At 70.5% G+C, this 23,351-nt stretch carries 27 protein-coding genes; 19 read left to right on the forward strand and 8 right to left on the reverse strand.

The window, feature by feature from the left end; all coding sequences use genetic code 11:
* Positions 1–37: 37 nt before the first annotated feature.
* The 8 genes from ABEA24_RS02580 (at position 38) to ABEA24_RS02615 (ending at position 6,366) form a co-directional block, all read left to right on the forward strand.
* Positions 38–508, forward strand: a complete 471-nt coding sequence (locus ABEA24_RS02580) for a MarR family winged helix-turn-helix transcriptional regulator (protein WP_345428939.1) — start codon at positions 38–40, stop codon at positions 506–508.
* A gap of 1 nt (position 509) precedes the next feature.
* Positions 510–1,367: a haloalkane dehalogenase gene (locus ABEA24_RS02585; RefSeq protein WP_345428941.1), complete on the forward strand. Its 858-nt coding sequence runs from the start codon at positions 510–512 to the stop codon at positions 1,365–1,367.
* 236 nt (positions 1,368–1,603) lie between these two features.
* Positions 1,604–2,200, forward strand: a complete 597-nt coding sequence (locus ABEA24_RS02590) for a PadR family transcriptional regulator (RefSeq protein ID WP_345428943.1) — start codon at positions 1,604–1,606, stop codon at positions 2,198–2,200.
* A 414-nt stretch (positions 2,201–2,614) separates the two neighbouring features.
* Positions 2,615–2,926 (forward strand): glycoside hydrolase family protein, encoded by a 312-nt coding sequence (locus tag ABEA24_RS02595; RefSeq protein ID WP_345428945.1) that lies wholly within the window; start codon positions 2,615–2,617, stop codon positions 2,924–2,926.
* 76 nt (positions 2,927–3,002) lie between these two features.
* Positions 3,003–3,650 carry a DedA family protein gene (locus ABEA24_RS02600; protein WP_345428947.1) on the forward strand — a complete coding sequence of 216 codons (648 nt, stop codon included), beginning with the start codon at positions 3,003–3,005 and terminating at the stop codon, positions 3,648–3,650.
* Positions 3,647–4,753, forward strand: coding sequence for a sensor histidine kinase (locus tag ABEA24_RS02605; protein WP_345428949.1), 1,107 nt, complete (start codon positions 3,647–3,649; stop codon positions 4,751–4,753). Before ABEA24_RS02600 ends, ABEA24_RS02605 begins: the two co-directional genes overlap by 4 nt.
* On the forward strand, positions 4,744–5,388 hold the full coding sequence (locus tag ABEA24_RS02610) for a response regulator transcription factor (RefSeq protein ID WP_345428951.1): 645 nt from the start codon (positions 4,744–4,746) through the stop codon (positions 5,386–5,388). The genes ABEA24_RS02605 and ABEA24_RS02610 overlap by 10 nt, the downstream gene beginning before the upstream one ends.
* A 204-nt stretch (positions 5,389–5,592) precedes the next feature.
* On the forward strand, positions 5,593–6,366 hold the full coding sequence (locus ABEA24_RS02615) for a dienelactone hydrolase family protein (protein ID WP_345428953.1): 774 nt from the start codon (positions 5,593–5,595) through the stop codon (positions 6,364–6,366).
* Positions 6,367–6,428: 62 nt separating this feature from the next.
* Here ABEA24_RS02615 and ABEA24_RS02620 read toward each other — a convergent pair whose 3' ends face one another.
* Positions 6,429–6,926 carry an ATP-binding protein gene (locus ABEA24_RS02620; protein WP_345428955.1) on the reverse strand — a complete coding sequence of 166 codons (498 nt, stop codon included), beginning with the start codon at positions 6,924–6,926 and terminating at the stop codon, positions 6,429–6,431.
* Positions 6,927–7,099: 173 nt separating this feature from the next.
* On the opposite strand from ABEA24_RS02620, the gene ABEA24_RS02625 reads away from it, so the two are divergent.
* Together ABEA24_RS02625 and ABEA24_RS02630 are read left to right on the forward strand one after the other, a co-directional pair.
* Positions 7,100–7,942: a helix-turn-helix domain-containing protein gene (locus tag ABEA24_RS02625; RefSeq protein WP_345428957.1), complete on the forward strand. Its 843-nt coding sequence runs from the start codon at positions 7,100–7,102 to the stop codon at positions 7,940–7,942.
* 6 nt (positions 7,943–7,948) lie between these two features.
* Positions 7,949–8,044, forward strand: coding sequence for a DUF397 domain-containing protein (locus tag ABEA24_RS02630; protein WP_345428959.1), 96 nt, complete (start codon positions 7,949–7,951; stop codon positions 8,042–8,044).
* A gap of 80 nt (positions 8,045–8,124) precedes the next feature.
* Here the strand turns inward: ABEA24_RS02630 and ABEA24_RS02635 are convergent, their stop codons facing one another.
* Positions 8,125–8,685 (reverse strand): TetR family transcriptional regulator, encoded by a 561-nt coding sequence (locus tag ABEA24_RS02635; RefSeq protein WP_345428961.1) that lies wholly within the window; start codon positions 8,683–8,685, stop codon positions 8,125–8,127.
* Between the two features lie 124 nt (positions 8,686–8,809).
* Between ABEA24_RS02635 and ABEA24_RS02640 the strand changes: the two genes are divergently transcribed.
* Positions 8,810–9,733, forward strand: a complete 924-nt coding sequence (locus ABEA24_RS02640) for an SDR family oxidoreductase (protein ID WP_345428963.1) — start codon at positions 8,810–8,812, stop codon at positions 9,731–9,733.
* Between the two features lie 166 nt (positions 9,734–9,899).
* Here ABEA24_RS02640 and ABEA24_RS02645 read toward each other — a convergent pair whose 3' ends face one another.
* Both ABEA24_RS02645 and ABEA24_RS02650 read right to left on the reverse strand, forming a co-directional pair.
* Complete coding sequence (locus tag ABEA24_RS02645) at positions 9,900–10,736, reverse strand: GH25 family lysozyme (RefSeq protein ID WP_345428965.1); 837 nt, start codon at positions 10,734–10,736, stop codon at positions 9,900–9,902.
* 123 nt (positions 10,737–10,859) lie between these two features.
* Positions 10,860–11,738, reverse strand: a complete 879-nt coding sequence (locus tag ABEA24_RS02650; protein ID WP_345428967.1) for a LysR family transcriptional regulator — start codon at positions 11,736–11,738, stop codon at positions 10,860–10,862.
* Between the two features lie 124 nt (positions 11,739–11,862).
* On the opposite strand from ABEA24_RS02650, the gene ABEA24_RS02655 reads away from it, so the two are divergent.
* From ABEA24_RS02655 to ABEA24_RS02665, 3 genes are all read left to right on the forward strand, one after another.
* Complete coding sequence (locus tag ABEA24_RS02655; protein ID WP_345428969.1) at positions 11,863–12,264, forward strand: carboxymuconolactone decarboxylase family protein; 402 nt, start codon at positions 11,863–11,865, stop codon at positions 12,262–12,264.
* Positions 12,265–12,392: 128 nt separating this feature from the next.
* Entirely contained in the window at positions 12,393–12,731 is a 339-nt protein-coding gene (locus tag ABEA24_RS02660; protein WP_345429604.1) for a YciI family protein, read from the forward strand.
* 5 nt (positions 12,732–12,736) lie between these two features.
* Positions 12,737–14,041: an RNA polymerase sigma factor gene (locus tag ABEA24_RS02665; RefSeq protein WP_345428971.1), complete on the forward strand. Its 1,305-nt coding sequence runs from the start codon at positions 12,737–12,739 to the stop codon at positions 14,039–14,041.
* Between the two features lie 5 nt (positions 14,042–14,046).
* Here ABEA24_RS02665 and ABEA24_RS02670 read toward each other — a convergent pair whose 3' ends face one another.
* Entirely contained in the window at positions 14,047–14,658 is a 612-nt protein-coding gene (locus ABEA24_RS02670; protein ID WP_345428973.1) for a PadR family transcriptional regulator, read from the reverse strand.
* Positions 14,659–14,758: 100 nt separating this feature from the next.
* On the opposite strand from ABEA24_RS02670, the gene ABEA24_RS02675 reads away from it, so the two are divergent.
* A complete protein-coding gene (locus ABEA24_RS02675; protein ID WP_345428975.1) occupies positions 14,759–15,631 on the forward strand; it encodes an alpha/beta fold hydrolase in 873 nt (290 codons plus the stop codon).
* A 9-nt stretch (positions 15,632–15,640) separates the two neighbouring features.
* Here the strand turns inward: ABEA24_RS02675 and ABEA24_RS02680 are convergent, their stop codons facing one another.
* Positions 15,641–16,429: an SDR family NAD(P)-dependent oxidoreductase gene (locus tag ABEA24_RS02680; RefSeq protein WP_345428977.1), complete on the reverse strand. Its 789-nt coding sequence runs from the start codon at positions 16,427–16,429 to the stop codon at positions 15,641–15,643.
* 68 nt (positions 16,430–16,497) lie between these two features.
* On the reverse strand, positions 16,498–17,073 hold the full coding sequence (locus ABEA24_RS02685; protein WP_345428979.1) for a TetR/AcrR family transcriptional regulator: 576 nt from the start codon (positions 17,071–17,073) through the stop codon (positions 16,498–16,500).
* 146 nt (positions 17,074–17,219) lie between these two features.
* Between ABEA24_RS02685 and ABEA24_RS02690 the strand changes: the two genes are divergently transcribed.
* On the forward strand, positions 17,220–18,707 hold the full coding sequence (locus ABEA24_RS02690) for a hypothetical protein (RefSeq protein ID WP_345428981.1): 1,488 nt from the start codon (positions 17,220–17,222) through the stop codon (positions 18,705–18,707).
* Positions 18,708–18,750: 43 nt separating this feature from the next.
* On the opposite strand, the gene ABEA24_RS02695 is transcribed toward ABEA24_RS02690, so the two are convergent.
* Positions 18,751–19,938 carry an efflux RND transporter periplasmic adaptor subunit gene (locus tag ABEA24_RS02695; RefSeq protein ID WP_345428983.1) on the reverse strand — a complete coding sequence of 396 codons (1,188 nt, stop codon included), beginning with the start codon at positions 19,936–19,938 and terminating at the stop codon, positions 18,751–18,753.
* A gap of 180 nt (positions 19,939–20,118) precedes the next feature.
* On the opposite strand from ABEA24_RS02695, the gene ABEA24_RS02700 reads away from it, so the two are divergent.
* Genes ABEA24_RS02700 through ABEA24_RS02710 form a run of 3 tightly spaced genes read left to right on the forward strand, consistent with a single transcriptional unit; the run spans position 20,119 to position 23,344 of the window.
* Entirely contained in the window at positions 20,119–21,345 is a 1,227-nt protein-coding gene (locus tag ABEA24_RS02700; RefSeq protein ID WP_345428985.1) for an efflux RND transporter periplasmic adaptor subunit, read from the forward strand.
* Complete coding sequence (locus tag ABEA24_RS02705; protein ID WP_345428987.1) at positions 21,342–22,085, forward strand: ABC transporter ATP-binding protein; 744 nt, start codon at positions 21,342–21,344, stop codon at positions 22,083–22,085. Before ABEA24_RS02700 ends, ABEA24_RS02705 begins: the two co-directional genes overlap by 4 nt.
* Entirely contained in the window at positions 22,082–23,344 is a 1,263-nt protein-coding gene (locus ABEA24_RS02710; RefSeq protein WP_345428989.1) for an ABC transporter permease, read from the forward strand. Before ABEA24_RS02705 ends, ABEA24_RS02710 begins: the two co-directional genes overlap by 4 nt.
* The last annotated feature ends 7 nt before the right edge of the window (positions 23,345–23,351 follow it).

Below are 23,351 nucleotides of genomic sequence, written 5' to 3' on the forward strand. Positions count from 1 at the left end.
CTAGACATGGCTACTATAGCCATGTACTGTAACTGGCATGGCTAAGGCACCGGAGGGGCCGACGCCGGGCTACCTGGTCTGGCGGCTGGCGAACAAATGGCGGGTCGCGGTGGACCGTGCGCTCGCCCCGCTGGGACTTACACACGCCCAGTACGTGATGCTGTCGTCGCTGTTCGGGATGGAGCGGGCCGGGCTGCGGCCGAGCCAGCGTGAGCTGGCCGACCGTACGGGCCTGGAGCCGCTGTACGTCTCGAAGCTCGCCCGCTCGCTGGAGGCCGACGGCCTCATCGCGCGCGCCCGCGACCTCGCCGACACCCGGACGGTCCGCCTCACGCTCACCGAGAAGGGGCAAGAGGCGGTCCGGCCGGCCCTCGACCTGGTCCAGGAACTGCTGGACCAACTCCTGGCCCCGCTCGGCGGGCAGGACGACGCGCGGACCGCGGCGTTCGTCCGCGACCTGACGGCCCTCCTCGACGCCCCCCTCGATCGCTCGCGAAAGGACTCCTGACATGCCAGAGATCAACGTTCTCGACTCGACCCTCCACTACGAAGACTCCGGCGAGGGGACGACCTTCGTCTTCCTCCATGGCAACCCGGCCTCGTCCCATGTGTGGCGGAACGTCCTGCCCGGCGTCGGCGCGGGCCGCCTACTCGCCCCCGACCTCATCGGGATGGGCCGCTCCGGCAAGCCCGACATCTCCTACGACTTCGCCGACCACGCCCGCTACCTCGACGCCTGGTTCGACGCCCTCGGCCTTGAGCGGGTCGTCCTGGTGGGCCACGACTGGGGCGGGGCACTCGCCCTCGACTGGGCGGCCCGCCACCCCGACCGGGTCCTCGGGCTCGCGTTCTTCGAGAGCATCGTCAAGCCGATGGCCTGGGAGGAGCTGTCGCCGCAGGCGCGCAAGCGCTCCGAGGCCATCCGCACGCCGGGGATCGGCGAGGAGATGATCCGCGAGCAGAACGTCTTCGTCCACCAGGCGTTCACCGGCGGCGTGCTCACTCCGGCGACCGACGAGGACCTGCAGACCTACCTCGCCCCGTACCCGACCCCGGAGAGCCGCCGACCGATCCTCGCCTGGGCGCGCCAGATGCCGCTCGGTGGCGAGCCCGCCGAGCTCGTCGCCCGCATCGAGGCGTACGACGCGTGGCTGGCGAAGAGCCCGGACGTGCCGAAGCTCCTCATGACCTTCGAGGGCTCGCCCACGCTGCTCATCGGCGAGGAGATGGCCGCCTGGTGCCAGGCGAACATCGCCGCCCTGGAGACCGTCGACTGCGGCCAGGCCGGCCACCATGCGGCGGAGGACCGCCCAGAGGAGATCGCGGCCGCCGTCTCCGACTGGGCGGACCGCCACGGCCTGCGCTAGACGATCGACCGTCCCGGCCCGCCTCCGCGTGCGGCGGGCCGGGTCTCAGCGGCAGAAGGTGGCGGAGGCGATGCCGAAGATCTGCTGCGTGCTCGGGTTCTTCGTGTACGGGTTGACCGAGAGCGTCATCCGGCGGCCGTCGTCCGCGCGGAACGCGAAGGTCAGGCGGACCGCCGTGCCGACTGAGGAGATCCACAGGTTCGGCTATAGTCGGTTTCTGATATCAGGAGGCGACTATGGCGCGGAGTGCCGACAACCCGCTGGGGCTAGCGGTGATGGGGCTGCTGATGGAGCGGCCCATGCATCCGTACGAGATGGCGTCCGTGCTCCGCGAACGCGGCAAGGACACCAGCGTCCGGATCAACCGGGGATCGCTGTACGACGTGGTGGCCGCCCTCGAGCGAGAGGGCTGGATCACGCCCCGGGAGCGCGTCCAGGAGGGGAACCGACCGGCCCGGACGGTGTACGCGCTGACCGACACGGGACGCGCCGTCTTCGTCGAGCGGCTCGACGAGCAGATCCGCAACCCGCGCCGGGAGTTCCCCGTCTTCCTCACCGCCGTGGCGTACCTCGGGGCGCTCGGCCCGGACGGGGCCCGCGCCGCGCTGCGGGAGCGCGCCGACCGGCTCCGGGCCGCCATCGCTGACGACGGACGGGCCCTGGACGACGCGCTGCGGTCGGGGGAGGTGCCGCGCCTGTTCGTGATCGAGGCCGACTACGCGCTGCACATGGCGCGCAGCGAGCTCGCCTGGGTCGAGGCGACCGCCGAGCAGATCGCCACCGGGGCCCTGCCCTGGCCCGAGCACCGTGACGACGAAGGAGAACGACGATGAGCGACGGCCTGCTCTTCGGGATCTACCCCGGGGGAGCGACGGGCGACGACACTGGGGGCCTGGCCACCGGCCCGAAGGACGACCCCGAACGGATCCGGGCCGCCCTCGACCGGCTGCGGCCCGGCGGCCGCCCGTTCCTGGTCCGTGGATACATTTCGTTCGTCGACGCCGACGACACTCGCGAGGTGACGCAGAGCCCGGAACGCGTCGAGCAGTACGCCGGAGACGGGCTGGTCCTGGACCTGGTCGCCCAGTACCAGTCCCGCAGCGGGGACGTCGCCGGATACACCGGCTTCGTCCGCGACCTGGTCCGCCGTCACGGCCACCGGACCGCGACGCTGCAGGTCACCGAGGAGCCCAACATGGTCGGGAACCCTGGACCGGCTGCACGACGCCGTCACCGGCCTGCTCGGGATGCACCGCGCCGAGCGCCTCACGCCCGCCGGCATCGCCCCCGGGGTCCCGCTGCACATCACCGAGAACGGCTGGCCCACCGGCCCGGACCGGTCGCCCGAGCGGCAGGCCGAGGTCCTGGAGACGACGGTCCGGGCGATCGCCGAGTGCCGGGATACGGTCGGCATCGGCGCGTACACGCACTTCACCCTGCGCGACGCCGACAGCGGCGCCTCGGGGATTTTCCACCACTTCGGCCTCCTCACCGACGACTACGAGCCGAAGCCGGCCTTCGCCGCGTACCGGGAGCTCATCGCGCGGTTCGGCGGGTAGACCCTGCGGTTTTCCGCACCCGTCTCGGCGGCCGCCCGCATTACGCCGCGCGGCCGCGCTGCCTAGCGTCACAGACATGATCGAAATGAGTACGGCGGCGGAGCCGGCGGGTGGGATCGCCGGGTGGGCCGCAGACGTCATGCAGTCCCTCGGCGCGCCCGGGGCCGGGCTGGCCAACGCGGTCGACACGGTGTTCCCGTTCGTCCCAAGCGAGTTGATCCTGCCCCTCGCCGGGTTCACGGCGGGGCAGGGGCGGATGGGCCTGGCCGCCACGATCTTCTGGGCCACGGTCGGCTCGATCGTCGGCTCGCTGGTCGTGTACGCCGCCGGCGCGCTGCTCGGCCGCGAGCGTACGCGCGCGCTCGTCGGGCGGATCCCGCTCGTGAAGGCGCACGAGATCGACCGGGCGGAGGCGTGGTTCGCGCGGCACGGGGCCAAGGCCGTGTTCTTCGCTCGGATGGTCCCGGTGCTGCGGAGCCTGATCTCCGTCCCGGCGGGGATCGAGCGGATGCCGGTGGTGACGTTCACGGTGTTCACCGCACTCGGGAGCCTGATCTGGAACACCGCCTTCGTCCTGGCCGGATACTGGCTCGGTGACAACTGGGTGCTCGTCGAGAAGTACGGCGGGCTGGTCTCGAAGGCGGTGGTGATCGTGGCGGTGGCCGGTCTCGCGTACGTCCTCGTCTCCCGGGCGACGCGGTCCCGGGCCCGGCACCGGGCATGAGGATCCGGTGGGCGCGGGCGGGCGTCCGGCTCCTCGGCGGTACGGCGCTGGGCGCGCTCACCGCAGTGGCCGACCTCGCCTTCGTCCTCGTCGCCGCGCCCCTGCTCCCGCTGCGCTCGCCGCGATTCGTCACCGCCGGGGCCCGCTGGCTGACCGGGGTGGAACGCCGTCGCCTCGGCCTGGAGGACGTCGGTGAGTACGGCGACCGGCGGGCACTCGCCTACCTCGCGGTCCGCTGGCCCGTGGGCCTGCTGGGCGGCGGTGCGCTGTTCCTGCTGGCGTACGGGGCGGTCACCGCGACCGGCGCGGTGGCGGACTGGCTCTCCGGCGGACGGCCCGACGGCATGGCGCCGACGGTACCGATCGTCGCGTACCTCACCACCGTCGGCGTCGTGCTGCTCTTCCTCGACCTCGCCGGGCTGGCGGCGGTCGTCACGCTGGAACGCCGCCTCGGCCGCCGCCTCCTCGGCCCGGACGACCGGGAGCTCATGCGCCGCCGGATCGCCGAGCTCGCCACCAGCCGCGCCGGCATCGTCGAGGCCGTCGACGCCGAACGCCGGCGCATCGAGCGCGACCTGCACGACGGCCTCCAGCAGCGCCTGGTCGCCCTGGCCATGCTCCTCGGCCGGGCCCGCCGGAACGGCTCGGACGACCTGTACCGGCAGGCCCACGACGAGGCGCAGCGGGCCGTGGAGGAGCTGCGCGAGGTGGCGTGGCGCGTCTACCCGGCCGCGCTGGACGAACTGGGCCTGGCCGAGGCCCTCGCCACCGTCGCCGAACGCTCGCCCGTGCCCGTACGGCTCCGCTGTGACCTGCCCGTACGGCCCGCGCCGCAGGTCGAGACGGCGGCGTACTTCACCGTACGGGAGGCCGTCACGAACGCCGCCAAGCACGCCGGCGCCACCCTGGTCGACGTGGCGGTCACCGCGCCCGACACCATGGTGATCGTGCGGATCACCGATGACGGGACGGGCGGCGCGGACCCGGGCGGGAGCGGGCTGACCGGCCTGGCCCGCCGGATCGCCGCGCTCGACGGGCGGTTCACGGTCACCAGCCCGCCCGGCGGGCCGACCGTCGTCGAGGCGGTGCTGCCGTGCGCGTGATCCTGGCCGAGGACTCCACCCTGCTGCGCGAGGGCCTCGTACGGCTGCTGGCGGAGGAAGGACACGAGGTCGTCGCCGCGACCGCCGACGCGGACGCCCTGCTCGCCGCGGTCGATGCCGACCCGCCGGACGTCACCGTCGTGGACGTACGGATGCCGCCGACCCACACGGACGAGGGGCTGCGGGCGGCGCTCGAGATCCGGCGGCGCCACCCGGGCGTCGGCGTGCTCGTGCTGTCGCAGTACGTCGAGAAGCGCTACGCGACCGAGCTGCTGTCCTCCGACACCCAGGGCGTCGGTTACCTGCTCAAGGACCGGGTCGCCCAGGTGCAGGAGTTCCTCGACGCGCTGGAACGGGTGGGCGCGGGCGGCGCGGCGTTCGACCCCGAGGTGGTCCGGCAGCTCCTCGCCCGTACGACGCACGTCGACCCGCTGAGCCATCTCACCGCCCGCGAACGCGACGTGCTCTCCCACATGGCCCAAGGCCACACCAACGCGTCGATCGCCGCCCAGCTGTACATCTCCCAGAGCGCGGTCGAGAAGCACATCAACGCGATCTTCGACAAGCTCCGCCTGCCCAGTGACGGCGGCTACAGCCGCCGCGTCCTGGCGATCCTCCGCTACCTCGGCTCGTGATGGAACGGCGGGCGGCAGGGAAAGTGGGGTGGCCACGATGACGCTCGGGCTGATACTGTCCACGACGCCGTGACACCGCGCGAGGAGGTGAGACCCATGAACGCTGTATCGATGTGGGTGCTCCCCCTCGCTATCACGGTCGGGCGATTGACGTAGCTGTCGCCGGGAGCGCCCGAACAAAGGCACTCCCGAAAGGCAACAGCTATGCGATCTCTACACTTCACTGCTGAGACGTCGTCGAACGGCGTCCTCGAACGCGACTTCACCATGGGTGAGATCCCCGGCGTGCTCTGGTCGCCCGTATCCGGCTCCGATCACGCCCCGCTGGTGCTGATGGGTCACGGTGGCGGCCTGCACAAGAAGACTCCGGGACTCATGGCCCGCGCCCACGAACTCGTGATCACCCGGGGTTTCACCGTGGTCGCCATCGATGCGCCCGGACACGGCGACCGCCCGCGCGCGGCAGAGGACGAGCAGGCCCGCGCCGACCTCCGGGAGGCGATGGTGGCGGGCGACACCGAGCGCGTCGCGTCGGTCAGCGTCCGCTACGGCGCCTCGCTGGCGGAGCGTGCCGTGCCGGAATGGCAGGCGACCCTGGACGCCCTCCAGCAACTGCCGGAGATCGGCGCCGAGGCGCCGATCGGCTACGGCGGCGGCATCACGTTGGGAACCGCGATCGGGATACCGCTGACGGCGATCGAACCCAGGATCACCGCCGCGATCTTCGGCGGCGGGTTCGTCGTGCACGAGGCGCTGATCGAGGCGGCGAGACGGATCACCGTTCCGGTCCAGTTCCTGCTCCCGTGGGACGACGAGCACGTCGACCGCCAATCCGCTCTCGCGTTGTTCGACGCCTTCGCCTCGAAGGAAAAGACGCTGCACGCCAACCCGGGCGACCATCGCACCATCCGCTGGTTCGGGATCGACGACGAGTTCCTGGTCCGGCATCTCGGCCGGGTCGCCACGTCACCGGCCTGACCTGACCGGTATCGGCGTCCGGCCCACCCGCCGGGCGCCGATGCCGCCGTCACCGTTCCCCGCTACCGCATCAGAGCGCTCAGCTCTGCCGCCGTCAACTCCGCCCCCGCGGCCGGGACGACGACGTGGACGGTCTTGCTCTCGGCGTCGTACGTCGTCCAGCGCGCCGCCGAGAGCACGTCGACGATCCCTAATCCCCAGCCGTTGTTCGGGACCGCCTGCGGATCGATCGGCCGGGGGTCGGGGTCGGTGATGGAAAGACGCATCCACCGCGTGGTCGCGAGGACCCCGATCCGTACCGGCCGTTCCAGGTGCGTCCAGGCCGGAACCAGCCCGTCGTCGACGAGCCTCCGAGCGGCGCGCAGGGCGTTCGTCACCAGCTCACTGGTGACCAGGCCGATCGTGTCGCGGTCCGCATCGTGCTCGATCGCGATCCCCTCGGCGAACCGCCGGGCGATCGGCGCGGAGGCGTCGTGGACATGGAGCGCGAGCCAGTCGGGCCGCCCGAGCGGGCCGACGGGCGTGGCCACGTCCGCCGCGGCGGCCGGGTCGGGTGTCATGTGATCAGCCCCCGATCAGGGGTGGGCGGTCAGGAGAACCCCGACCGGGATATGAGTTGCCTGCTGTGGTCATAGTGAAGTGACGTCATCATTGATCACAACCTGTAGCAGTAGATTCACTGAAAGTGGCCAAACGCCTGACGTGACCTCATCGGGCGAGGCAGACTCTCGCCATGGCTCCCCGACACAGCCTCTCCGTCCGTGCTCGCCGACTCGCGACCGAGCTGAGGGCGCTCCGAGAGGACAGCGGCCTGAGCGTCGAGCAGGCCGCCGCGCAGCTCGGCTGGTCGTACAGCAAGCTCAACCGGTTCGAGAACGGCCGGGCCATCCCGTCACCGAAGACGGTCGCCCACATCCTCGACCTGTACGGCCTCCCCGACGGCAAGCGAGACAGCCTGATCCGGCTCGCCCGCGACGCCGGCGAACGCGGCTGGTGGGAGGACCTCGGCGTCTTCACCGGCTCCTATGTCGGCCTGGAAGACGCCGCCTCCATCATTCGCATGTGGCAGCCGCTGCTCATTCCCGGCCTGCTGCAGACCGAGGACTACTCTCGCGCCCTGATCGAAGTCGGAATACCCCAGCTCAATCCCACCGAGGTCGAGAAGCGCGTCAAGGCTCGGATCGCGCGGCAGACGCTGCTGAGCAGGCCGGACGCACCTGAGCTCCACGCAATCATCGGCGAGGCGGCGTTGCGGCATGAAGTCGGCGGCGAGGTCGTCATGCGTGAGCAGCTCCGAAAGCTCGAGGCGGTGAGCAGCAAGCGATCGAACGTGACCGTCCGGGTCCTGCCATTCAGTGCGGGTGCGCACGTCGGTCTCGATGGCGCGTTCGCGCACTTGGAGTTCCGCGAAGCGATTGATCCGGCTGTCTCATACGTCGAGGACATCTCTGGCGAGAAGTACATAGAAAGTGCAGAAGGCAATCGGCGGCTTAGGCTGACTTATGACCGCATCAGCGATGCGGCCCTTACCCCCGAGGAGTCGGCGGCCCTGATCGTCGACATGGCCAAGGAGTAGTCGCCTATGTCCCAACCCCTCGACTGGCGTAAGAGCACCTGGAGCGGCACTCAGAACGAGTGCGTGGAGGTTGCCGAGGTCGGCCGCGACTCGGCTGAGTAGCTCAAGGCGCAGCGATGCCCCCGGCGTGATCGACCGTCGGGGGCATCGTCATTAGGAAGGGGCGTCTGCGACGCCGGTGATCATTTGCCTGCGGTCACGGCTTTGAGCTCGTCGAATGACTCTCGGATGAGTTGCGGCAGGTCTTTCTCGTCGGGTTCGTTGACCCAGTGCTCGAATGCGACCTTGAAGGCGGCGATTCCCGCCTCGGCGGTCAGCTGTGCGGCCAGATCGGTGACGCCGCGGCGGCGCAACGCTTCGGCGAGCGCCGAGGCGAGTGATGCCAGTTTGACCAGCTCGCGCTCTCGTAGCTCCGCGTTCGCGACGATGACGGTGTGACGCTTCCGAGCGCGTTCGTGGTAGAGCGCGGCGCCGCCGGCCTCCAGGGCCGCGGCCACCGCGTCGATCGGTGCCGTGGAATCGGGCGCCTCGATGACGGTGCGTACGAGTAGGTCCTCCAACTGGCCGGAGGCCGCGAACAGGACCTCGCGTTTGTCGGCGAAGTGCCGGAAGAACGTCCGCTCCGTGAGCCCCGCTCGCTTGGCGATCTCCGCGACCGTGGTCTGTTCGAACCCGCGCTCGCCGTAGAGCTCCAGCGCCGCCTGCTCGAGTCGGCCGCGTGCGTTCGGCTCCCATCGCCCCATGCTCTGATCGTAGCCTGATGACAGCCACTGACATGGTCGCCTATGCTGATGACAGCCACTGACATCGTGCCGTCCTCGCACAAGTCCTGTGCGGAGAACGGCGGACGTACCTGGAGGTCTTCTCATGCGCGTTTTCGTCACCGGCGCGTCCGGCTGGATCGGCTCCACCGTGGTTCCCGAGCTCATCGGTGCGGGTCATCAGGTCATCGGGCTGGCGCGTTCCGAAAAGTCGGCCGCCGCCCTCACCGCGGCCGGGGCAGAGGTGCGTCGCGGCACCCTCGACGATCTCGACGTCCTGCGGAGCGCGGCCGCCGAGTCGGACGGCGTGATCCACCTCGCTTTCAAGCACGACATCGCCTTCTCGGGAGACTTCCAGGGCGCCGCCGACGCGGATCGCCGTGCGGTCGAGACGATCGGCGAGGCGCTGGCGGGTTCTGATCGGCCCTTCGTCCTCGCCTCTGGGCTGCTCGGGCTCGCACCGGGGCAGGTGGCGACCGAACGGGACGGGAGTGATCCCGACTGGTCTGCGGCGCATCTGGGCGACGGTCCGCGGACGCGGTACGGCACGGCGCAGCTGACGCTCTCCCTCGCTTCGCGCGGCGTCCGCTCGTCCGTTCTGCGTCTCCCCCCGACCGTGCACGGCGAAGGGGACTACGGCTTCATGGCGGCCCTGGTTGGAATCGCCCGTGAGAAGGGCGTCTCCGGCTACATCGGTGACGGGTCCCACCGCTGGCCCACCGTCCACCGGCTCGATGCCGCCCACCTGTTCCGCCTGGCGCTGGAGGACGCCCCGGCGGGGTCGGTGCTGCACGCGGTCGCCGACGAGGGAGTGCCGATCCGGGCCATCGCCGAAGTGATCGGCCGGCATCTCGACCTACCGGTGGTCTCCGTCTCTCCCGAAGACGCGGGCGAGCATTTCACTTGGCTGGCCGGCTTCATCGGGCTCGACAGCCCGGTTTCGAGCGCGCTGACCCGCGAGCTACTGGGATGGCAGCCGACCGGCCCCGGCCTCATCGACGACCTCGACAAGGGCCACTACTTCGCGTAGCCGCCGTTGGACTCTGGCCGCCGGCGATGTGCCCGGCGGTCCAGGGCCCAACGCCGATCGACCTGATCGCCGTCGGTCTCACCCGCCGAGTGGACCCGTGCGACGGTCTGACAGGTGACCGGACGCGTGGCCGCTCCGTGTGGGCGGGAGCGGCCACGCGGAGCGCTCAGCGTTTCTGCGCGAGCAGTTTCTTGTACGTGTCGGTGTTGAGGACGTCCTGGTCACCGGGGAACACGCCGTTGTCGGCCCATTGCCAGATGGCTTGTCTGCTCCAGCCGGTCGGCAGCGGGCCGGGCGTGTCGCCGTGGTTGTTGATCCACAGCGGGTGGTCGGCGGCGAACTCGGTGGAGCCGCCGGTGCAGTCGTTCCACCATTCGGTGAAGGTGTTGATGACCGCGTTCCAACCGGTGCGCGCGTGGTATTCGTTCAGGAAGTCGCGGATCCAGCTCACCGTCTGGTCCGGTGTAAGACCAAAGCACTTGTTCGTGCCGTCGGTGTCCACGTAAGGGTCGTCCTCGATGTCGAGTACGCCGGGCAGGGTCAGGCCGTCGCCGGTCTGCCCGCCGCCATTGTCGACGAAATAGTCGGCCTGGGCGGCACCGCTCGCCTTGTTGGGGATGGCGTAGTGGTAAGCGCCCCGCACGATGCCCACGTCGTGGGCTCCGTTGAACTGCTGTGGGAAGAAAGAACTGTGGTACGTCGTGCTCTCGGTCGCCTTCACGTACGCGAACTCCGCGCCGTTGGCCTTGACCGCGTTCCAGTCGACGTTGCCCTGCCAGCCGCTGACGTCCAGGCCGGGAATCCCGTCCGGAGCGACCGCCGGCCGAGCCGACTGCGCGTGCCGCGCGGCCGCACCTCCGGCGTGGTCCTGTTCGGGATGGGCGAGTCCACCGCCGGGCGTAGGAGTGGCGGCCGCCGCCGTGCCGGCGGTCAACGCACCGCACGCGAGTGCTCCGGTCGCGAGGATGGTGACGAAACGGCGCGTGCGCTGAGCTGAACGCATAGCAGCGCTCCTTCCGTTCAAGATCGTTTCTGCCGGGGTGATACGACTCGGCGTCATCGAAGGTCGTTCGGGGGCGCTGGTAACAGAAAGATCACAATGCGCGGCGGTATTGCCGGTGCGGTATCAGGCGAGGTCGGCGAGGACCTCGCGGAAGCGTTCGACGAGCGGGCTCGTGTCGGCCGTCCGCCAGACGAGGTAGAGGGTGGTCGAGGTGTCCGCCAGCGGGCGGGCCGCGACGCCGACCCGGCGCAGCGCGCGATGGGAGTCGGGCATCACGGCGGCACCGAAGCCGGCCGCGACCAGTGCGAGTAGCGTCTGCGCGCTCCGTCCCTCCGCCGCGATCCGGGGCACGACGCCGACGTGGTGGCAGAGCGCGATGATCTCGTCGTACGAGCGGGGCGAGACGTCGCGTGGCCAGAGGACCAGCGGGATCTGCCCCAGCGTCGACAGCGGCGCCGGCTCGGGCGAGTGGGCGAGCGGATGCCCGGCGGGCATGAACAGTGTGAGCGGCTCCCGCCACCAGGCCCGCGTGGCCAGCCGGGCGTCCCGCATGGGCAGCCGCTGGACCGCGATGTCGAAGCGCCCATCAAGCACTCCGGCCGACATCTCCGCGTCGTTGAAGCTCTCCGCCAGGCGCAGGTCGACGCGCGGCAGCTCCCGGCGTATCCGCCCGAGCGCCCCGCCGAGCGGCCCGTTGATCCCCGAGCCGGCGAAGGTCACGGTCAGCCGCCCGGCCAGCCCCCGCGCCGCCAGCCGTACGTCCTCCAGAGCGCCTTCCGCCTCCGCCAGCACGGTGGTCGCTCGCCGTACGAGGGCCTGCCCGGCAGCGGTCGGCGTCAGCCCCCGGCCCTCGCGGGAGAACAACTCGACGCCCAGCCGTCGTTCGAGCTCACGGAGCTGCCGGCTCAACGTCGGCTGCGTCAGGTTCAGCCGGCGAGCCGCGGCGCTGACGCTTCCCTCCTCGGCGATCGCGACCACGTAGCCGAGCAGTCTCAGATCCATCCATACCTCCAAGGCATGGGAAGCATAGCCATCGATGCTCTCAGCGCAGATCGGGCCGTCGCCCAGGACAGGCTTGGGACATCGCACCGGGAGAGCCGATGCGAACGACTTCTAGGAGTGACGGATGACCCGCGAAGAGCGTTACGAGCACGGTATGAAGGTCCTGGAGCAGGTGGACGGTGAGGCGGGTCAGCGGATCGTGAACTCCCTCGCCGACACCTCACCCGAGCTGGGGCACCAGGTGGTCGCGTGGGCGTTCGGTGACATGTACGCCCGCCCCGAGCTGCCGCCCCGGGACCGGCAGCTGGTCACCCTGGGCGTGCTGACCGCGCTCGGCGGCTGTGAGATCGAGCTGGACGTGCACATCAACGCCGCGCTCAACGTCGGCCTCACGCCCACTGAGATCTCCGAGGCGCTGCTGCACTCGGCCGTCTACTGCGGCATGCCGAGGTCCATCAACGCGACCCTCGTCGCCAAGAAGGTCTTCGCCGAACGGGACCTGCTCCCGATCACGAACGTGGCGTAGCCGAAAATTCTTCGGGGGTCGGTGTCCATATGACCGGGGGACGCTCGTAGTCATGGTGTGCGGCCGCGAGGCCGTGCGAGAACAGAACGGATGACCACCGGACGTACGGGAGTCGAGTCGTGAAGTACATGCTGCTGATCCACGCGGGCGACGAGGGCGCGCCGGAGACGGCCGAGCAGTCCTTCTTCGAGGACTGGGTGGCCTACGACAAGGCGGTGAAGGAGGCGGGGATCTGGGTCTCCGGGCACTCGCTCGCCGATCTGACCACCGCCACGACGGTGCGGGTGGACGCCGCGGGCGAGCGGATCGTCACGGACGGGCCGTTCGCCGAGACTCGGGAGGTGCTCGGCGGCTACTACGTCATCGACGTGCCCGACCTCGACGTCGCGCTGGACTGGGCCGCCCGCTGTCCCGGCGCGCGCGTCGGGTCGATCGTGGTGCGGCCGGTCGCCGAGTTCGAGGTCTGACAGTGATGGACGAGCGACCGGCCGATGCCGTGTCCCCGGCGGAGGCGCCGGTGAGGTCTTCGGTGGAGGCGGTGTTCCGTGAGGAACGAGGCCGGTTGCTCGCCGCGCTGGTCCGCCGCTTCGGTGATCTGGATCTGGCCGAGGAGGTCACCTCCGAGGCGATCGAGGCGGCGTTGGTGCGCTGGCCGGTCGACGGTGTTCCGCCCAAGCCCGGTGCCTGGCTGATGACCACGGCTCGGCGCAAGGCCGTCGACCGGCTGCGGCGCGATCAGGCGTACGCCGCCCGGCTCGCCATGCTGCAGGTGGAGGCGGAACGCGCCGACCCGGCGCCGCCCGCCGACATCGACGGAGGCCTGCCCGACGAGCGGCTGGAACTGTTCTTCGCCTGCGCTCACCCGGCGCTGGCCGCCGAGGACCGCGTGGCACTGACCCTGCGCTGCCTCGCCGGGCTGACCACACCCGAGGTCGCGCGGGCCTTTCTCGTCCCGGCCGAGACGATGGCCAAGCGGATCGTACGGGCCAAGAAGAAGATCCGTCAGGCCCGGATCCCGTTCCGCGTGCCCGACGCGCAGGAGTTGCCGCGGCGGCTGTCCGGGGTGCTCCAGGTCCTGTATTCGATCTTCACGGAGGGGTACGCGGCCAGCGCGGGCCCGCGGCTGCAAAGGCTCGAGCTGGCGGAGGAGGCCATCCGGCTGGCGCGGATCCTGCGCCGGTTGCTGCCCGCCGAGCGCGAGGTCGCCGGCCTGCTGGCGTTGATGCTGCTGGTCCATGCCCGGCGTGACGCCCGCACCGGCCCGGATGGCGAGCCCGTACTGCTCGCCGACCAGGACCGTGGCCGGTGGGACCGCACGATGATCGAAGAGGGCCGGGATCTGGTGGTCGTCGCGCTGACCGGCGGCCCGCCCGGCCCGTACGGAGTGCAGGCCGCGATCGCCGCGCTGCACGACGAGGCGGTGGACGCGGCGTCCACCGACTGGCCCCAGATCGTGGCGCTGTACGACGTGCTCCTCGCCCTCACGCCGTCGCCGGTCGTCGCACTCAACCGGGCGGTGGCGGTCGCGATGCGCGACGGTCCCGAAGCGGGTCTGGCGCTGCTCGACGAACTGGCCGACGAGCCGCGGCTGCGCGACTACCACCCGTACCCGGCCACGCGAGGCGACCTGCTGTGCCGGCTCGGCCGGTTCGGCGAGGCCGCGGCGGCCTACCGGCAGGCGATCGCCCTGGCCGGCACCGACCCCGAACGCGCACACCTGCGACGCAGGCTCGCCGCCGTCGAGCCGACCAGCCGGGACGACGCATCCGGCGCCTGACCGCTCTATGAGCGGCTCGGATCCATGGGGGGCTCGGCCGAACCGGCCGGGGCTTGTTCTTCGGCGGCGCGGCGGAGCGAGTCGGCGAGCCGGGTGACGAAGCGGTGCTCGGTCTCCAGGAGGGCGAGGTGGTACTCCTCGTCGACCAGGAACACCCAGGACACGCCGGCGTCGGCGGCGGCTCCCGCGGCGGTGCGGATCTCCTCGATCTCGGCCGCCAGCGCCCGCAGCCTGCGGTCGAGCAGGCCGGCCGCGTCGTCCGGCGGCAGGACGCTGATCAGCGACAGCGCCACCCCGAAGTGCGGGTACTCGCGCTGCGGCTCGGCGACCAGCTCCCGCAGCCAGTCCCGCATCTCGTCGCGGCCCTCGTCGGTGATCGCGTACACGGTGCGCTCGGGCCGCGCGCCCTCGCGGACGGTGCCCTGCTCGGCGACGAGGCCGACCTTGGCGAGCTGCTTGATCACCATGTAAAGCGAGCCGTGGTTGTACCTGACGCTGCGGTCCTTGTCGGTCTCCCGCAGCCGCTTGCCCAGCTCATAGGGGTGCATCGGCGCCGCGGACAGGAACGCCAGCACCGCCAGCGCGAGCGGGTTCGACACCTTACGCTGCTTCGCCATCACACCTCCGGTCGGTCCTGATTATAACTCAGTGGATAGTTGTCATCGACTATTCGGCTCCTTATAGTCAGTATCAACTATCACCAGGATCGGAGATTCCATGGACGCCAGCACCCTGACCGAGCTGTCGCTGGTCTCCAGGGACGGCACGACGATCGGCTACCGCCGGCTCGGCCGGGGCCGCGGCATCGTCGTCGTCCACGGAGCGATGTCGTCCGGCTACCACCACCTGCAGCTCGCCGAGGCGCTGGCCGGCGACTTCACCGTGCACCTGATGGACCGGCGCGGCCGCGGTCTCAGCGGGCCGTACCACGACGACCACGACATCGCACGCGATGTGGAGGACCTGGAGGCGGTGCTCGCCGCGACCGGCGCCCGCAACGTCTTCGCCGTCAGCGCCGGAGCGCTGATCGCGATGCAGGCGGCACTGACGCTGCCCGCCATCGAGCGGCTCGCCCTCTATGAGCCGCTGCTGTTCCCCGACCGGGAGACCGGAGCCAGGGTGATGGAGCGCTACGACCGGGAGCTGGCCCAGGGGAAGGTGGCGGCGGCGCTCGCCACGGCCATGAAGGGCGCGCAGCTTGGGCCGGCGTTCCTGAACGCCATGCCGCACTGGCTGCTGACCGCCATGACGAAGGGCATGGCGAGCCGGACGCCCGAGGGCGACTACCCCTCCTTCGCCGAACTGGCCGCCGCCCTGCACTACGAGGGCCACCTGATCACCGAGGTGAGCGGTCGCCCGGACGTCTTCCGGGACATCCGGGCGAGCGTGCTGCTGATCGGTGGCGGCAAGAGCTCCGCGCTGCTCAAGAACGCCCTGGCCCGCGTGGCGGAGGCCGTGCCCGACGCCACGCGCGTCGAGCTGCCCGGCCTCGACCACTCCTCCACCTGGAACAAGGAGCTGCGTGGCGACCCCGAACCCGTCGCACGCGTCCTCGCGGAGTTCTTCCGCGCCGCCGTACCCGCGGGGTGAGACGGGCTCTTAGGAGGCCTTCAGGGTGCCGCCGTCGATGACGTGGTCGGCGCCGTGGATGTTGGCGGCGCGCTCGGACAGCAGGAAGGCGACCAGGTCGGCCACCTCTTCGGGCTTGGTGATGCGTCCCGAGGCGATGCCGAACTGCCCGGGGAGGTTCTCGAGAAGATCGCCGTGGCTGACGCCAGAGGCATCGGCCACCTTGCCGCCGAAACCGTTCGGGTCGGTCCAGAGTGGGCTCGCGACCGGACCCGGGGACACGGTGTTGACGCGAACGCCGTGCGGTGCCAACTCCTCGCTGAGCCGCTTGCCGAACTGGGTCAGTGCCGCCTTGGCCTCGGCGTAGCCGACCGGTGACCCGGTGGGCACGCGGGCGTTGATCGACGAGATGTTGACGATCGCGCCCTTGCGTTCCAGGATGCTCGGCAGCGCCGCCCTGGTCGTCCAGACCGCGCTGAACAGGTTGAGATCGAAGATGGTCTGCCACTGCTCGTCGTCGACGTCGAGAATGCCGCCCAGGGACAGCTTGTCCGGGTCGCCTGCGCCGACGTTGTTGACCAGGAAGTCGATCCCGCCGACCGCGGCGATCGCCTGCTCGACCACCCCCGTCGCCCCGTCGCGCGTGCTCAGGTCGACCGATACGGTCGCGGCGGCCGCCTTCTCCAGCTCCGGCGTGATGGTGCGGGAGGCGCCCACCACCCTGACGCCTTCCGCGGCCAGGGCCTGGGCGATGGCGAGGCCGATGCCGCGGCCGGCACCGGTGACGATGGCGGTCTTTCCGCTGATTCCGAGTTCCATGATCTTCCCTTCTTGAACTGCGGGTCAAAAACTAGGGCGCAAAAAGGGCCCCGGCGGGGCCTTGTGAGTCAGAGGCCCGCCAGAGCCGTGTCGATGATCCGGTACAGGGCCGGCCCGTCGAACGCCTTGGCCATGACGCGCAGCCCCAGGACGGTGTTCATGAGGAACTGCGCCTGCGCCCTGGCGTCGATCTCGGGGGCGACATCGCCGTCACGCCGGCCCTGCTCGATGCGGGCGGCGAGCAGGTCGATGGTGTGTTCTCCGATGCGGCGAACGGTCCGGGTGGCCTCCGCGTCCTTTCCGCCCAGCTCCAGTGCGGTGTTCGCGGCGAGGCAGCCGCGCCGGACCGGCCCGTTCAGGTCCATGTCCACGAGGAACCTCAGGTAGGCGCGGATGCGCTCCTTGGCGGTGCCCGGCCGCGAGAGGAGCTCCTCGGTCATCTCGGAGCCGGTGCGGTCGTAGAGCGCAAGGACCTTGTCGAACAGCTCGCGCTTGGAACCGAAGGCGTTGTAGAGGCTGCCCTTCGCCACCCCGGTCGCCTCGGCGAGGTCGGCGGGGGAGGTGCCGGCGTAGCCGTTGGTCCAGAACGTCTCCATCGCCTGCGCGACCACCACGTCCGGCTCGAAGCTCTTCGGTCTCCCCATGGCTGCACCGTAGCGAGTATTTGACCTGGAGGTCAAATAAACTCCGAACGCGATCACCGGTGGCCTGGTGCGGCCAACCCGCTTGCGCGCAATGCCTGGAATGTAAGGTTTGTGATCTTGATTCTGGGCTGTGGCGGAGGATGGTCATGGGGTTCCGGAGATCTGCGCTCATCACCGGGCTCGGCGGGGCCCTCGTCCTCGCCTCGCTGCCCGCGACCGCGTCGGCCACGACCTGGCGATACCTCACGATCAAGGGGCTGAGCCGGGCCGGGAAGGTGCCCTGGATCACGGCGCAGATCTACGACCCGGCCGCCCAGAAGTCCTGGCCCGTCATGGGGCGCGACAACGCCGTGGCGAAACTCCCGGACAAGCGGACGTACGAGATCTACGCGACCCTCGCCCGTGCCGAGCCGAACGAGGCGCCGGAGAACACCGTCGTCCTCACGACCTTCAAGCTGTCCAAGGGCCACGACAAGGTCACGCTGAGCGCCAAGAGCGGGAAGCCGATCGACGTCTCCGTCGGCGACTCGTCCGTGCAGGGCCGGATCCGGGTCCACGTACGGCACGGGGCGATGGACTTCACCACCGACGACGTCCCCGGGCGCTTGTACGCCGTGCCGGTCAAACGGTCCGGGGTGACGTTCAGCCAGGGCAGCACGTGGACGGGCTCCGGCGTGCTCTACCGGCTCGGCACCTCGTACTCCGGCGGCGTCCCGGCGGGGGTGACCCAGCACGTCACGAAGGCGGACCTCGCGTCCGTCAAGGTCACCTACCGGTCGTTCGGCGACGGCATGAAGGTGAACCCGCGCTGCCGGGGCGCCATCTGGGGCGGCGACGACGAGATGTGGCTGGACGCGCCCGCCACCGTGACCGAGTACGTCCAGCCGGGCGCGGCCTGCAAGCGGGAGCTCTGGTACGAGTCGTCGTCCCACCCGCTGTTCGGCAACGTGACGGTCGGCACCCGTACGTACGCCAAGGGCGAGGCGCTTGCGGAGACCTGGAACGCGGCGGTGTTCGCGCCCGCGGCGCCCGGCGGCTACCGGACCGGGGACACGCTGCACTACGCGCCCGCCAACCTGCTGTCCGACGGCCCCGGCAACTGGGGCTTCGACCAGTTCACGATCGCGAACGTGAAGCTGCGGACCGGCACGAAGACGCTCGGGCTCGACGCGTACGAGCCGGACGTCACGCTGGGGAAGAAGACGGCGGCCTACCGCCTCGACGTGACGGCGACCCGCGACGGCGCCGAGGCGACCCTGTCGGACCGCGTCCAGGTGAGCTGGGTCTTCAAGTCCGCGCGGACGTCGAAGAAGACGGCGCTGCCGCTGACCACGGTGCGGTTCGCCCCGCGCGGCCTCGACGACCGGAACGCCGCCGCGCCCGGCTCCACCACCGAGATCCCGGTCCGCGTCGTCACCAACCCCGGCGCGACGGCCCACGCGGTCACCACGCTGAAGGTCGAGGCGTCGACCGACGGGGCGAAGACCTGGCAGACCCTCCCCGTCGCGAACGGAGTCGCCTCGGTCGTTAACCCGGCCCAGGCGGGGTACGTCGCGCTGCGGGCGACCGTGGTCGACAACGCCGGGAACCAGGTGACCGAGACGATCTCACGGGCCTACCGGGTGACGGGCTGACCCACCGGCCGGGCGGGGCGCCACCGGGTGGCGGGCTGAGCGGCTACCCGGACGTCACCACCCGCTCGCCCTTCGACAGACCCGACTTGACCTCGACGTACGTGTCGCCGCGCACGCCGACCGTGACCGTACGGGTGACGGTCCGGTCGCCCTGCCGCACCCGGACCGTGGACGTGCCGTTCGCCCCGGTCCGTACGGCCGAGGACGGGACGTAGAGCACGTCCGCCGCGGACGCCGTGGTCACCGACACGGTCCCGGACTGGCCGATCAGCACCTTCGACGGCACGTCGTCGAACGCGATCATCACTCCGTACTTGACGAGCCGGTCGCTGGTCGTGGCGTTCGCGTCGATGTGCGTGACCGACCCGCCGTACGTCTTCGTGCTGTCGGTGCTGAGGGTGATCTTCGCTTCCTGGCCGATGCGGATGTGCGCGACGTCGTTCTGGGAGAACGTCGCCTTCAGCTGCAGTTCGTTCAGGTCCCCGATGGTGATGAACGTGGATGACGAGGCGGTGTCGCCGGCCTGGCCGTTCACGGCGAGAACGGTGCCGTCGATCGGCGCCTTGATGACCGTTCCGGCAAGGGTGCGTTCCGCCTGGGTCAGGGTGTTCTTGGCCTGGATGACCCGCGCCTCGAGTTGCGCCGTCGACGTCGTTCCGCCCGGCGATCCCGATTTCCCGGTGGTGGGCGATTTCGAGGCGCCGGGATTCCGTGTACTGCTCGGCCGGCTCGACGGCTTTTTCGTCGTGCTCGGCTTCGTTGACGGCGTCGGGGTGGGCGTCGCGGTCGTCGTCGGCCGGTAGGCGGCCAGGGCGACCGTCCCGCTCCCCGTCGCCGCCGCTCCGGTGGCACCCCCGCTCGTCGTGGCTCCGGCGGCGCCCCCGCTCGTCCCGCTGGTCCCGTTCGCGGCGGCCGACTCGGCGGCGGTCAGCGCTGCGCGGGCGGCGGCCACGTCTTCCAGGGCCTTCGTCTGGTCGATCCGCGCCAGGCGGGCACCCTCCTTCACCTTGGCGCCGACCTTGACGTACACCTTCCTCACCGCTCCGGATGTGCTGAACGCCAGGTCCCTGCTGTCGGCGCTCGCGACGTTGCCCGCCGCGCCCGCCGATGCGGTCACCCCACCCTCGGCCACCGTGGCGTACGTCGTGGCGGCTCCGCTCCGGCCGCCCGTGCCGAGGGCGACGGCCGTCACCGTGCCGACCACCACGACGCCGAATAGGCCGGTCGCCATCTGGGTACGTTTACGCCGGAAATCCGGTGCGGACAGCCGAAATCTCATGGCGCGCCATGATGACGAGCCCAGATGATGGAAGTCTGGGCCGAAAATGAGAGTTTCCTTGAAGGCCGACTCTCATCGTTTTCTTATCTTCGGATTAGGGGAATTCAACTTCGCGCCGCCAGCTTGTGCGGGGTGAAACGTCTACTCAGGCGCAGATCCCTCGTGGTCAACGGCGCGCTCGGCGTGCTCCTGGCCACCGGCATCGGCGTCGGATATCTCTCGCTGACCGGCGGAGACGACTCGGCGGGGGCGTCCGCCCTCACCCGTACGACGCAGGTCGTGCGCGGCACCGTGGTCTCGTCGGTGTCGGCCTCGGGATCGGTGGACAGCGCCCGGAGCCGGTCGCTGTCCTTCACCACCTCCGGCACCGTCGCCAAGATCTACGTCCAGGCCGGCGACAAGGTCTCCAAGGGCGAACTGCTCGCCCTCCTCGACACGACCTCGGCCGAGGAGAACCTCAAGTCGGCCAAGGCGAACCTCAGCGCCGCCGCGGACGGCGACACCTCCAGCGCCTCGGGCTACTCGTCGTACGTCTCGGCGAAGAACGCCTACAACCAGGCCGTCCGCGCCCTCGCCGGGACCGAACTGCGGGCGCCGTTCTCCGCGACGGTCGTCGCCCTCAACGGCACGGTCGGGGGCTCCTCCAGCGGCTCCGGCTCGTCCAGTTCCTCGTCCTCCGGGTCGCAGAGCTCCGGGTCCGGCTCCTCGGGCGGCCCGTCCGGCGGCGGCACCGGCGGCTCGTCCTCTTCCTCCTCCACGAGCAGCTCGTCGAGCAGTTCCTCCGGGAGCGGCTTCATCGAGCTGGCCGACCCGAAGAAGCTCAAGGTCACCGGGGAGTTCACGGAGGCGGACGCGATCAAGTTGAAGACCGGTCAGCGCGCCACCGTCTCCTTCGACGCGCTCAGCGGCGTGACCGCCACCGGCAAGGTGACCCAGATCGACATGTCGCCGACCACCAGCAACAACGTCGTGCAGTACGGCGCCACCATCACCCTCACCAAGATCCCGGGCTCCGTGCGGATCGGCCAGACCGCGACCGTGCAGGTCACCACGGCCACGGCGCAGAACGTCCTGTACGTCCCGACGGCGGCCGTCCGGACCGCCGGCGGGCAGAGCACGGTCACCGTCCTCCAGGGCGGCAAGCCGGTGATCAAGCCCGTCCAGACCGGCGTCAAGGGCACCCAGGGAACCGAGATCAAGTCCGGGCTGAACGAAGGCGACCAGGTCCAGATCACGACGACGACCACCAGCACGAGCGGCTCGACCGGCTTCGGCCGGGCCGGTGGCGGTGGCCTGGGCGGTGGCATCGGCGGCGGTGGCGGCGCGCCGGGCGGCGGTCCCGGGGGAGGACGGCCGTGACGCCCGGGCACCCGGTCCTCGACGTCCAGGCGCTGACCAAGGTGTACGGCCACGGCGACACCGCCGTACACGCCCTGCGCGGCGTGTCCCTCCGCGTGGAGCGCGGCGACTACGTCGCGATCATGGGAGCGTCCGGGTCCGGCAAGTCGACGCTGATGAACATCATCGGCTGCCTCGACGTGCCGACCGGCGGCCGCTACCTCCTCGACGGCACCGACGTCGGCGCGCTCGACGAACGCCGCCTGTCCATCCTGCGCAACCGCCGGATCGGGTTCATCTTCCAGTCGTTCAACCTGATCCCGCGGATGTCCGCGCTCGCCAACGTCGAGCTGCCCCTGGCCTACGGCGGCATACGGCCCGCGGAGCGCCGGCGGCGGGCCCAGGCCGCGCTCCGGCAGGTCGGCCTCGCCGACCGGATGGACCACGAGCCGAACGAGCTGTCCGGCGGCCAGCAGCAGCGCGTCGCGGTCGCCCGTGCCCTCGTCACCGCGCCGGCGCTGCTGCTCGCCGACGAGCCCACCGGCAACCTCGACACCCGCTCCACCGCCGACGTGCTCGCCATCCTCGACCAGCTCAGCCTGTCCGGCCGCACGATCGTGCTGATCACCCATGAGGACGAGGTCGCGGCCCGCGCCAAACGCGTGATCCGGCTGGTCGACGGCGAGATCATCGAGGACCGTCGGCAGTCCCGGGTGGACGGCCCGCCGCCCGCCGCGTCGCTCGCGGGGGGCGTGCGGTGAGCGCCTGGGAGATCCTGCGGTTCGCCCTGCGCGGCCTGACCGCCAACAAACTGCGCAGCGGGCTGACCATGCTCGGCATCCTCATCGGCGTCGGCGCCGTGATCATGCTGGTCGCGGTCGGCAACGGCTCCTCCGAGCAGATCAAGAACAACATCTCGCGGCTCGGCGCCAACTCCCTCACCGTCATGAAGTCGACCTCCGGCGGGGGCGCGGGCGGCTTCGGAGGCTTCGGCGGCACGCGGAGCCGCCAGCAGACCAACGGCCCGCGGACGCAGGCCCGCGACCTCACCGTCGACGACGCCAAGGCCCTCGTCGACCCGGTGAACGCTCCCTCCGTCAAGAGCGCCTCCCCGGTCACGACGTCCTCCTCCGTGACGACCACGTACGAGGGAACCAGCCACTCGATCAGCCAGTTCGTCGGGACGTACCCCGGCTACTTTGCCGCCGCGAACAAGGAGATCGCTCGGGGAGCGGCGTTCACGGACGACGACGTGACGAGCGGCCGAAAGGTGCTGGTGATCGGCCAGACGGTGGCCGAGGACCTGTTCGGCACCGTCGACCCGCTGAACAAGCAGGTCAACGTGGGCGGCACGCCGTTCACGGTCGTCGGCGTGCTCAAGGAGTCCGGCTCCTCCGGGATGCAGGACGCCGACGACGTCGCGATCGGCCCGCTCACCGCCGTCCAGCAGAACATCACCGGTTTCGGATCCCTGAGCTCCATCGTCGTGGAGGCCAAGAACTCCAAGGTCACCGACCAGGCCCAGAGCGAGATCACCGACATCCTGAACCAGCGGCACGAGATCTCCGGGTCCAACAGCGCCGACTTCCAGATCCTGAACCAGGCGAGCCTGCAGTCGGCGGTCAGCGCCTCCAGCAAGACCTTCACCGTGCTACTGGGCGCCGTCGCGGCCATCAGCCTGCTGGTCGGCGGCATCGGCATCACCAACATCATGCTCGTCACCGTCACCGAACGGACCCGCGAGATCGGCATCCGCAAGGCCATCGGAGCGCCGAAGGGCGCGATCCTCGGCCAGTTCATCGCGGAGGCGACCGTGCTCAGCCTCCTCGGCGGCGTGCTCGGCGTCGTGGTCGGCGTCGTCGGCAGCCTGTTCAAGGTCGTCGGCGTCCAGCCGGTGATCGTGCCGTCCTCGATCGCGCTGGCGCTCGGGGTGTCCGTCGCGATCGGCCTGTTCTTCGGCAGCTACCCGGCCAACCGCGCCGCCAAGCTGCGCCCGATCGAGGCCCTGCGCCATGAGTGACCCGAAG

The sequence above is a fragment of the Actinoallomurus vinaceus genome, assembly GCF_039542055.1.
Lineage (GTDB): Bacteria > Actinomycetota > Actinomycetes > Streptosporangiales > Streptosporangiaceae > Actinoallomurus > Actinoallomurus vinaceus.